A 10,556-nucleotide genomic window follows, 5' to 3' on the forward strand; every position below is an offset into this window, starting at 1 on the left:
ACCCTTATAAATCTCAATTTCGTTGGAAGTTGAGATTTTTTTATTATATAGAATTTTTCAAACTTAGCCTTTCTTTGAAAAACCATATTAAATTCTTCTTAATTTTACCAAAACATTTGAAATGAAAAAATCATCAATATTTTTAGGATTGATTGCTTTTACAGGAATTTTGAGTTCTTGTTCAACTCAAAAAGCAGTCAAAGAATCCACTCAAACTTCAACAGAAATGACAAAAGAATATGCCTATCAAACATATGCAAGTTTCCCATTAACTACAGATATATCGCATTTAACAAAAAACGAAAAAGAAATTTTACGTTTGATGTTTAAAACAGCTGATATTATGGACGATTTATTTTGGCAACAAGCTTACGGTGCTAAAATAGATTTAATGGACGAAACCAAAGGAGAAGCCAAAGAATATGCAAAAATAAACTATGGTCCTTGGGATAGGTTGAATAACGAAACACCTTTTGTCAATGGAATTGGAGCAAAACCTGCAGGTGCAATGTTTTATCCTATTGATATGACGAAAGAGGAATTTGAACAGGCTAATTTAAAAGATGGTAAATCGCCTTATACAATTGTTCGTCGAAATAGAGAAGATAAATTGTATACGATACCGTACCACGAAAATTTTAAAAATCAGTTATCTAAAGCAGCTGAATATTTAACGCAAGCTTCAGAATTAGCAGAGGATGCAGGATTAAAAAAATATTTAAAATTACGTGCTGGCGCATTGATGACAGATGATTTTTATGCAAGTGATTTGGCTTGGATGGACATGAAAAATGCCAACATTGATATGGTTGTTGGACCAATCGAAAATTATGAAGATCAATTGTTTGGTTATAAAACGTCTTATTCCGCTTATATATTGGTGAAAGATATTGAATGGTCAAAAAAATTGGCAAAATTTGTTCAATACCTACCAGAATTACAACGCAATCTACCTGTTTCTGCAAGTTATAAGAAAGAAGTTCCTGGAACAGATTCCGATCTTAATGCGTATGATGTGGTGTATTATGCTGGAGATTGTAATGCAGCAGGAAAAACAATCGCGATTAACTTACCAAATGACGAACGTGTGCAATTAGAAAAAGGAACACGTCGTTTGCAATTGAAGAATGCGATGAAAGCGAAGTTCGATAATATTTTAGTTCCAATATCTACCGCTTTAATTGATGAGAGTCAACAAAAAAATATAAAATTTGATGCGTTTTTCTCAAATGTAATGTTTCATGAAGTTGCACACGGATTAGGAATTAAAAACACAGTGAACGGAAAAGGTAGTGTTCGAGATGCATTAAAAGAAGCGAATTCGGCTTTAGAAGAAGGAAAAGCAGATATTCTTGGCTTGTATATGGTGAATCAATTGTTGAAAAAAGGAGAATTGACAGGAACTCAAGAAGATTATTTTGTGACGTTTTTGGCAGGAATTTTACGTTCTGTTCGTTTTGGTGCAAGCTCTGCTCATGGACAAGCAAATATGATTGCATTTAATTATTTTGCAGAAAATGGCGCTTTCGTGAAAACGGAGAGAGGTCGTTACAAAGTAAATGTTGTAAAAATGGAACAAGCGATGAATGGCTTATCAGAATTGATTTTGACGTTGCAAGGAAATGGTGACTACAATGGTGTTAAAAAATTATATGCTGACAAAGGAACAATTCATAGCGATTTACAACAAGATTTAGATGTTTTGAAAACAAAAAATATTCCAGTGGATGTCATATTTAAACAAGGTCCGAATATGTTGGGATTGTAAGAAGTTAAATATCAATACAAAATTTAAAAGCCACTCCAAGAGTGGCTTTTCTAATTTATTTTTTAAAAATAGATCGTTTCATTACTATCGGGATCTCCAATCATAAATTCAATTTCAAAATTGGTGAAATTTCGTTTTATTCCTTGTACACTTATTGTATCTCCACAACTAAAAGACATTGCGTTTATTTCTTCTATTTCTGGAGAAAACTCAAATTTTCCCTTTTGACAAATATTAACTTTTGGAATTCTATCATTCAAATAGAAATTCCCTTTAGAATCAAGCCTTAATCTTATCTTTTCTAAATCACTCACATCAATCGTAGAAGATTTAGAAACTTTATAAGTACCTACAATATTTCCGTCAGTAACTTCTTAAAGCAAAGAAGGTTTAATGGAATAATAAATAAAATCCTTTTAATAATTGTTTTTTATTCATTGGATTTTTCCAAAACCCAATAATCATCATCGTTATTCTAATCAAAAAAGATAATCCTAAAATAATGATTATAAAAAAAACTGAAAGAGTAAAAGAAATATTGTCATGAATTATTTCTTCGATTCTAAAAACGTTTCAAAAGCTTTTTCAAATTCTTCTAATGTAATTAGATGTGTCATATTTGCAGCAAAAATTTGTTCGATATTTCCGTTTAGTTTTTGTAAATTTTCGACAAATTCAATCTGAAATTTTGGTTCGATGACATCATCTTGTAAACCGGTAAAAATTAAGTTTTGTTTTATAGGAATAGCTTTTAGTAATTGTTCAGGCAAAAAAGGTTGAAGTCTTTCTATAGCAATTACAGCAGGATTGAACATTAATACAGGAATATTTAATACCAGTCCCAAATAATAACTTATCATTCCGCCAAGACTTGTTCCTGCAATAAATTCGATCGGTTCTTTTTTGAATTGAGCAATTAAATCTTGCACTAAAGTTGTTGCATTATCATAATCAATAGATGGTGCAAAGCAATCGCCTAATGAGTCTAAATATGCTCTTTTTTCATCTGTTACAGATCCTTGGTAGCCGTGTAAGTATGCAAATTTCATTTGTTTTATATTTTATAATGTCAAACTTTACTTCGATAAACTCAGTAACCAAGAGTTAAGTCTGACGTTGTAAAAATACAAAATAAATACACGTTCAAATGTATTTTAAGATCGTTACGTTTTTATTTTTTTTTGAATGAATTAGTTAATTCACTAACTTAAATGTAAATTAGTAGTAAATAAAGTGCTTACAGTTTATATTTTTTATTAATTATATAATTATGAACGATACAAGTTTAAAACATGTCAATTCTAAACTAAAAAAACTTCCTGATTATTTTTTGGAAGAGGTTAAAATTATATTGATTTTTTAACTTTCAAAAATAATCAAGAAAAAAATTTTGAATTAACAAAAGAACAAGAAAAGATATTAGATCAACGCTTAGAAGAACCTAAGGAGAATTTTTTGTATGCAAAAGATGTTATGAAAGAATTGCGAAAAAAATATGAATTATAATATTCGCATTTATCCTGAAGCTGTATAGGATATCGACCAAGCTTTTGCTTATTATTCTGAGTTTTCTATTTCTGCTATAAAATCTTTTGAAGCTGAGTTAGCAAATGTTTTTGAAGCTTTAGAAACAAACCCTTTTTACCAATTGATGTATAAAAATTTACATGGAAAACCCTTCAAATCTTTACCTTATTTGTAATCTTCCCTAAAAAACGGAACGTTTAAAAATATAGTTTATTAACTTAGGGATAATTATGAAACAAAGCAATTTTACAGAAGTTCAGATCGTAAAGATTTTATCTGAACAAAATTAGGGCAAAACAGTCAATGAAATTTGTCATGAACATGGAATAAGTCAACCCACTTTTTATAAATGGAAGCCCATCAATTAGCTCAATTAAAGGAACTAGAGAAGTAATTGTCTCAATATAAAAAATTGTAGCAGAGCTTACTTTAGAAAACGTAGTTTTAAAAGATGTTATCAAAAAAAAGCTATAACGCCTTGTGAAAAACGAGAATTGGTGTTGTATTCAAAAGCAAAATATTAACTAAGTTCTCGCAGGGGTTGTCGTCTATTTAGTTTAAGAACGTCCGTTTTTTATTATCAAAAAGTCTGTAAAAATGAAGATGATAAAATATGTTTTCAATTGATAGCTCTATCCAACGAGCATCAAACTTGGGGCTTTTGGATGATGTATTATCGTTTACGAAATTTAGGCTTTACTTGGAACCATAAACGCGTTTATCGTGTTTACAAAATGATGCGTTTAAATTTGAGAAATAAACGCAAGAAACGATTATCAGCACGGGTAAAAGATCCACTTTTGCGCCCGATTAATCATAACATTACGTGGAGCATTGATTTTAAGCAGGATGCTTTGCAGAATGGTAAAAAAGTGCGTTCATTGAATATTTTGGATGATTTTAACCGAGAAATTTTAGCCATCGCCGTTGATACGAGTTTGCCTTCTGGACGAGTAGTAAGAGAGCTTGAGAATTTAATTCAATGGAGAGGAAAATCAGAGCGAATAAGAGTCGATAATGGACCAGAATTTATTGCAAACGCTCTAAAAGATTGGTGTCATAATCAGTCTATTGAATTGAATTGATTTATATTCAGCCTGGTCAACCGACGCAAAATAGTTTGATCGAACGTTTTAATCGTACATTTAGACAAGAAGTTTTGGATTGTTTTATGTTTTCAACAATCAAGCAATTCAACATATTCTCTCAAGCTTGGATGTGGATGTATAACAATAAGAGACCGCACGCAAGCCTCGGATACCTTACTCCGCACAAGTTTTTGTTGAAATATGGAAAAATAAATAAACCGAATACAAGTGAATTTCCAACATTTCAGCAAGATAATTGTAGTAATAATCAGTGGAAATCATTAGTTTTGAATGTAGCTAGTTAAGGGAAGATTACAATGTTTTATCTAGTCATTCTATTTTGTTGGAAATAAAGATTCTATTTTCTGTAGTTCTCATTTATTAACTTTATGATTAATTCAAAAATTTTATAACAAAAAAACGGGATTCCAATAATACCAATTATCCAACCTAATAGTGGAGTGTATTTTCTTGAATCATTAAATAGATGGTTAAATGGTAGCATTGCATAGCAAAGAATAATGAAAATGAAATAGCCTATTATCCTTGCAATATTTTTAGTTTTATCACTATATAAATTATTGTTTAGAATGTAAACTACTAAAGCTCCACCACCAAAAAAGAATAGAGTTAAAAGTGCTATTATAGTTGTTTGCTTTTTTTTCGATACAATTAATAAAAAAAAAGAAATAATTACAAATAGAATACTGATTAAGTAATAGATTTTTTTATTTTTTATAATCATTTTGATAAATACTAATTTTGAATACAGTGAGTAAAGATAAATTTATAATTTCTGATTTAAAGTTTAATTATCAACCAAAATCAACCAAAATGAGAAAAATAGAACAACTTTTTAGTGAATATGGTGAGAGTCATCAAAATGCTACAAACAAATTGATTCATTGGATTTGTGTTCCACTCATCTTTTGGACGATTCTTGGCTTTATTTCCTACATTCCAACGCCGCATTTTTATATTCCAGCTTTTGGTTATATAAGTATAGCTTCAATTATTGCGTTGATAATTGTTTCAAAATTTTATTTCAGACTTTCGTTTGTCGTTGGTTTTATCATGATTTTTGTGATGTTGATAATGGAGTTTTTTATTTCACAATGCAATCTTCAATTTGGTATTAAATCTTGGACAGTTTACTTGGCAGTTTTAACTTTACATGGATTCAGAAATTCGTTGGTCACAAAATAGAAGGGAAGAAGCCAAGTTTTCTCAAAGACTTACAATTTTTGTTGGTTGGCCCAATTTGGTTATTAGGTTCTATTCTTCGTAAGATAGGAGTTAAATATTAAGATTTTTCATCTAAAGACGAAAGAGATTATAACGACAAGTTTGCCTAAGAAAGGGCTAACTTGCGGTTATATATTTGAAAAGCAAAAAGTTTAAACTAAAAAATGCTTCCAATAAATAGGAAGCATTTTTCGTTTCATGTGTTGTTTTAAGCGTGTTTACACTTTCAGGTCTGTATGAGCGCCCAAAAGTGCTTTATTTTCTTCGATTATAGGATCAACCAAATCTTTTAAGAATTCTTCTGTCTGTTCAGATGCAAATCCTGTAAAGTTCTTCGGATCTAATAATTCGACTAATTTATCTTTATCAATTTTTACGTTATCATCAGCAATAATACGCTCAATCAAATCGTTTGATTTTCCTTCCATTTTCACTTGTCTTGCAGCTTCCATAGAATGCGTACGGATGATTTCGTGTAATTCTTGACGGTCTCCACCATTTTTAACCCCTTCCATAATGATATATTCGGTTGCCATAAATGGTAATTCTTCCGCAATATGCTTCTCGATGATTTTAGGATAAACGACTAAACCATCTAAAATATTGTTCCAAATGATTAAAATTGCATCAATCGCTAAGAAAGCTTGAGGAACGGCTAAACGTTTGTTTGCAGAATCGTCTAATGTTCTTTCGAACCATTGTGTTGAGGCAACCATTGCAGGAGAACTTGCCAAAGACATCACGTATTTCGCTAATGAAGCGATACGCTCAGAACGCATTGGGTTGCGTTTGTATGCCATTGCAGAAGATCCAATTTGGTTTTTCTCGAAAGGTTCTTCAATTTCTTTTAAGTTTTGTAATAAACGTAAGTCGTTTGTGAATTTATGTGCAGATTGTGCAATGTTTGATAATAATTCTAATGCTTGTGCATCAATTTTACGATCGTAGGTTTGTCCTGAAACGGCAAAAACATTATTGAATCCGAAACGTTCAGATAATTTTTTGTCTAATGTTTTTACTTTTTGGTAATCTCCGTCAAATAATTCTTTGAAAGAAGCCGCTGTTCCAGTTGTTCCTTTTACTCCGCGGAAACGTAAAGTATCGATTCTGAATTCTAATTCTTCTAAGTCTAATAAAACAGATTGTAACCAAAGTGTTGCACGTTTACCAACTGTAGTTAACTGCGCTGGTTGAAAATGTGTAAATCCTAATGTTGGTAAATCTTTGTACTGACGTGCAAATTTTGCTAAACCGTCAATTACATTGATTAATTGTCCTTTGATGTGTTGAAAACCATCACGGATTTGAATCAAGTCTGTATTATCGCCAACAAAAGCAGAAGTTGCACCTAAGTGAATAATTGCTTTTGCGCTTGGTGCAACGTCTCCGTAAGCGTGTACGTGAGCCATTACATCGTGGCGAAATTTCTTTTCGTAAGCTGCTGCAACATCATAATCAATGTTTGTTGCATTGTCTTTTAACGCTTGAATTTGTTCGTCTGTAATATCTAATCCAAGTTCTTTTTCAATTTCTGCTAAAGCAATCCAAAGCTGTCTCCATGTTGTAAATTTTTTCTCAGGAGAAAAGATGTATAGCATTTCGTCGCTACAATATCTCGATTCTAACGGATTTTGATACTTGTTCATTGTATTGTGTTTGTTTTGTTTTTAAAATTTCTTCAAAATGGTTTGTACGTCTTTCACATAATATCCTTCGAAAAGATAAGCGTGAATCAACAATGGAAATAATTGCGCAATAGGCAAACGTTCCTCGTAATTGGCTTCGAGCGGATGACTTTCTTGATAAGCATCGAAAAAAGCATCGTCAAATCCACCAAAAAGTTTTGCTATAGCAATGTCCATTTCGCGATGTCCATAGTAAATAGCAGGGTCTATAATTGTAAATTCATCGTTTGAATTCGCTAAAATATTTCCGTTCCAAAAATCACCATGAATTAACGCTGGTTTTTCTTCGGGGAATATAGAATTCAATTGTTTACATAAATTTTCTGCTGATTTTAGTTGTTTTGAAGTGATTAATTGTTTGTTTTGCAACAATTTTATCATGGGTAAGATTCGATTGTTTGCGTAAAAATCACTCCAAGTTGTTGTAAAACTATTCGGTTGCACCACAATTGCGATATAATTGTCTTCTGTCCAACCAAATTGTTTGTTTGTTTTTTGATGAAGTTTAGCTAAGTTTCTTCCTAAGTTTTCCCAATTAACAACAGTTGGAGTAGAGGATTCTATCCATTCTAACACTAAATATTGAAAATCTTTTCCAGCTTCACCAACATCGATCACCTTCGGAACTGAAAATGTCTTTGTTTTTTTGATGGCTTCTAAAGCTCGCGCTTCTTTTTTGAAAAGTTGTGGGAAGTTATTAGCAGAATTAACCTTTAAAAAATATTTTTTATCAAACGACTCTAATCGAAAGGCATCGTTAATATCACCACCTTTTATCGGGACGATAGAATCTATGCCTAAATTCAATTGTTTTAATCGTTCTAAAATTTCATTCATAAAAATATCTCATAAAGTTATAGCCTAACAATAACGTCAGGCTATATTATAAATTATATTAAAATAAAGTTGTTCTAATAATGTTTTGAGAGCGCTCTGGACCAACCGAAACTAAATAAACTTCGATTCCTAAGTATTTTTCAATGTAGTGGATGTAATCTTGCGCAGTTTGCGGTAATTCGTCGAAAGTTTTTACGTTTGTAATATCTTCTTTCCATCCAGGTAATTCGTCGTATTGAGCTTCGTAATTACCCAATTTAGTTGTAGAAGAAGTGAAATAATCGATGATTTTTCCATCTTCAGTTTTGTAACCTGTACAAACTTTAACGGTATCAATATTAGACATTACATCTAATTTAGTGATTACTAAATGTGTAATTCCATTAATCATACAAGCGTGTTTTAACGCCACTAAATCTAACCATCCTGTACGACGTGGACGACCTGTAGATGCTCCGAATTCGTGACCAACTTGACGGATTTTTTCTCCTAATTCGTTGTCCAACTCTGTTGGGAAAGGTCCGTTACCAACACGTGTACAATATGCTTTAGAAACTCCGATCAAATTTTTTAGTTTTGTAGGAGGAACTCCAGCACCAACACAAACTCCACCAGTTGTTGGAGAAGATGATGTAACGAAAGGATATGTACCAAAATCGATGTCTAACATCAAGGCTTGTGCACCTTCGAATAAAACGTTTTTACCTTCGTCAATTGCTTGGTTAATTTCTAACTCAGTATCAATAATACGTTCTTTTAAACGCTCTCCGTAAGCCACGTATTTTTCGTAGATTTCTTCAAAAGCTAAAGGCTCTTTTTCGAATAATTTTTCGAATAAAGCATTTTTAACAATTAAATTTTCTTTGATTTTTTCTTTTAAAATATCTGGATTTAATAAATCAATAGCACGAATACCAACACGAGCAACTTTATCCTCATAACAAGGTCCAATTCCGCGTTTTGTTGTACCAATTTGATCTTTTCCGGCAAATTCTTCACGATATTCATCTAACAAAATATGATAAGGCATAATAATATGCGCTCTTCTTGAGATAAATACATGATCTGTAGATAAACCTCTTGCTTCTAATTTTTCGATTTCAGTGAAAAAAGCTGCAGGATCTACTACGACACCATTCGCAATAATACATTTTCCTTTGCATTGTAAAACTCCAGAAGGTAATAAGTGTAATACAAATTTATCATCACCTACATATACTGTATGACCAGCGTTGTTACCACCTTGGTAGCGTACAACATAATCTGCTTTTTCAGCAAGAACATCTGTAATTTTTCCTTTTCCCTCGTCACCCCATTGAAGACCGACTACTACGTGTGTTGACATATGTTTGTTCGTTATTTGTTTTTGGAAATAAAAATGAAACAATTCATTTTATCTTGGTTCACTGCAAAGGTAATTTAAACCTTTTCTTAAACAAATTTTAAACTCGATTTAGCACTATTATTTTTCAAGATTTTGTTAATAATTTTTGAAGATGAAATTTACTTAAAAATAACCGAATCCATTTAAATAAAAAGCGTAATTTTACAAACTTTTACACCAAAAATTTCCATATGAAAATTGAAATCTGGTCGGATGTCATGTGTCCGTTCTGTTACATCGGAAAAAAACATTTTGAACAAGCTTTAACCCAAATTCCTTATCAAGATAAAATTGAGGTGGAATGGAAAAGTTATCAGTTAAATCCTGATTTATCTAAAACTGAAATTACATCTGTTGATGAATACTTAATTCAAGCAAAAGGAATTTCGCAAGAACAAGTTTCTGCGATGCATAATCAGTTAGCTGAAATGGGAAAACCTGTAGGAATCGACTTTCAACAACAAAACTCTAAAGTTGTGAATACAGGAGATGCTCATCGTTTAATTCATTTTGCGCAAGCAAATGGAAAAGGTTCGGAAGCAGAAGAAAGACTTTTTAAAGCGTATTTTACTGAAGGTAAAAATGTTGCTGATTATGAAGTTTTGGCTGAATTGGCTGAAGAAATTGGTTTAAATAAAACCGAAGTTCTTGAAATGCTAAATTCTGATGCAAATGTTTTTGAAGTTGCTTCTGATGTTTTGGATGCACGTAATATTGGTGTTTCTGGCGTTCCGTTTTTTGTAATCGATCGTAAATATGCGATTTCTGGAGCGCAACCTGTCGAGTATTTTGTATCTGCCTTGACACAAGCTTACGAAAAAGATCATTTGGATCAACCACAAAATGGTGCTTCTTGTGATGTAGACGGAGATTGTGATTAAACTTTTTTAAATAAAACAGAAAGGACTTCAATTTACACTGCCCCCAAAAAGTTAGACACTTTTTGGGGCATTTTTTATGACAAGAAAAGTAAAATATGGTGTAGCATTTAAGTTACGTTGTGTGAAAGAAGTTTTAGAAAA

At 31.7% G+C, this 10,556-nt stretch carries 11 protein-coding genes and 1 pseudogene; 7 read left to right on the forward strand and 5 right to left on the reverse strand.

What is annotated here, in order from left to right; all coding sequences use genetic code 11:
- Positions 1-121 precede the first annotated feature (121 nt).
- Complete coding sequence (locus HX088_RS12575) at positions 122-1,768, forward strand: DUF8614 domain-containing protein (RefSeq protein WP_286484322.1); 1,647 nt, start codon at positions 122-124, stop codon at positions 1,766-1,768.
- A gap of 62 nt (positions 1,769-1,830) precedes the next feature.
- Here the strand turns inward: HX088_RS12575 and HX088_RS12580 are convergent, their stop codons facing one another.
- Both HX088_RS12580 and HX088_RS12585 read right to left on the reverse strand, forming a co-directional pair.
- Positions 1,831-2,082, reverse strand: a complete 252-nt coding sequence (locus tag HX088_RS12580) for a hypothetical protein (protein WP_260543644.1) — start codon at positions 2,080-2,082, stop codon at positions 1,831-1,833.
- 234 nt (positions 2,083-2,316) lie between these two features.
- Positions 2,317-2,817, reverse strand: a complete 501-nt coding sequence (locus HX088_RS12585) for a YqiA/YcfP family alpha/beta fold hydrolase (protein ID WP_284583902.1) — start codon at positions 2,815-2,817, stop codon at positions 2,317-2,319.
- A 774-nt stretch (positions 2,818-3,591) separates the two neighbouring features.
- Here HX088_RS12585 and HX088_RS13950 point away from each other — a divergent pair.
- From HX088_RS13950 to HX088_RS13955, 5 genes and pseudogenes are all read left to right on the forward strand, one after another.
- Positions 3,592-3,663: pseudogene (locus HX088_RS13950) on the forward strand (hypothetical protein); the annotation flags it as partial.
- A gap of 255 nt (positions 3,664-3,918) precedes the next feature.
- Positions 3,919-4,380, forward strand: coding sequence for a DDE-type integrase/transposase/recombinase (locus HX088_RS12590; protein WP_286484324.1), 462 nt, complete (start codon positions 3,919-3,921; stop codon positions 4,378-4,380).
- Complete coding sequence (locus HX088_RS12595) at positions 4,377-4,688, forward strand: integrase core domain-containing protein (RefSeq protein WP_286484326.1); 312 nt, start codon at positions 4,377-4,379, stop codon at positions 4,686-4,688. The genes HX088_RS12590 and HX088_RS12595 overlap by 4 nt, the downstream gene beginning before the upstream one ends.
- 529 nt (positions 4,689-5,217) lie before the next feature.
- On the forward strand, positions 5,218-5,589 hold the full coding sequence (locus HX088_RS12600; protein ID WP_286484328.1) for an Mpo1-like protein: 372 nt from the start codon (positions 5,218-5,220) through the stop codon (positions 5,587-5,589).
- Positions 5,526-5,690 (forward strand): Mpo1-like protein, encoded by a 165-nt coding sequence (locus tag HX088_RS13955; protein WP_353619305.1) that lies wholly within the window; start codon positions 5,526-5,528, stop codon positions 5,688-5,690. Before HX088_RS12600 ends, HX088_RS13955 begins: the two co-directional genes overlap by 64 nt.
- Positions 5,691-5,846: 156 nt before the next feature.
- On the opposite strand, the gene purB is transcribed toward HX088_RS13955, so the two are convergent.
- Genes purB through HX088_RS12615 form a run of 3 tightly spaced genes read right to left on the reverse strand, consistent with a single transcriptional unit; the run spans position 5,847 to position 9,495 of the window.
- On the reverse strand, positions 5,847-7,274 hold the full coding sequence (purB, locus tag HX088_RS12605) for an adenylosuccinate lyase (protein ID WP_171621607.1): 1,428 nt from the start codon (positions 7,272-7,274) through the stop codon (positions 5,847-5,849).
- A gap of 21 nt (positions 7,275-7,295) precedes the next feature.
- A complete protein-coding gene (locus tag HX088_RS12610) occupies positions 7,296-8,150 on the reverse strand; it encodes a fructosamine kinase family protein (RefSeq protein ID WP_260543627.1) in 855 nt (284 codons plus the stop codon).
- A gap of 58 nt (positions 8,151-8,208) precedes the next feature.
- Entirely contained in the window at positions 8,209-9,495 is a 1,287-nt protein-coding gene (locus tag HX088_RS12615; RefSeq protein ID WP_171621609.1) for an adenylosuccinate synthase, read from the reverse strand.
- A 230-nt stretch (positions 9,496-9,725) separates the two neighbouring features.
- Here HX088_RS12615 and HX088_RS12620 point away from each other — a divergent pair, with 230 nt between their 5' ends.
- Positions 9,726-10,415: a DsbA family oxidoreductase gene (locus HX088_RS12620; protein ID WP_286484331.1), complete on the forward strand. Its 690-nt coding sequence runs from the start codon at positions 9,726-9,728 to the stop codon at positions 10,413-10,415.
- The last annotated feature ends 141 nt before the right edge of the window (positions 10,416-10,556 follow it).

The sequence above is a fragment of the Empedobacter sp. 225-1 genome (assembly GCF_030328185.1).
Taxonomy (GTDB): Bacteria; Bacteroidota; Bacteroidia; order Flavobacteriales; family Weeksellaceae; genus Empedobacter; species Empedobacter stercoris.

Coding starts and splice junctions, on each gene's coding strand:
- HX088_RS12575 (WP_286484322.1), top strand. CDS start 122: ATGAAAAAATCATCAATATTTTTAGGATTGATTGCTTTTACAGGAATT.
- HX088_RS12585 (WP_284583902.1), bottom strand. CDS start 2,817: ATGAAATTTGCATACTTACACGGCTACCAAGGATCTGTAACAGATGAA.
- HX088_RS12600 (WP_286484328.1), top strand. CDS start 5,218: ATGAGAAAAATAGAACAACTTTTTAGTGAATATGGTGAGAGTCATCAA.
- purB (WP_171621607.1), bottom strand. CDS start 7,274: ATGAACAAGTATCAAAATCCGTTAGAATCGAGATATTGTAGCGACGAA.
- HX088_RS12610 (WP_260543627.1), bottom strand. CDS start 8,150: ATGAATGAAATTTTAGAACGATTAAAACAATTGAATTTAGGCATAGAT.
- HX088_RS12615 (WP_171621609.1), bottom strand. CDS start 9,495: ATGTCAACACACGTAGTAGTCGGTCTTCAATGGGGTGACGAGGGAAAA.
- HX088_RS12620 (WP_286484331.1), top strand. CDS start 9,726: ATGAAAATTGAAATCTGGTCGGATGTCATGTGTCCGTTCTGTTACATC.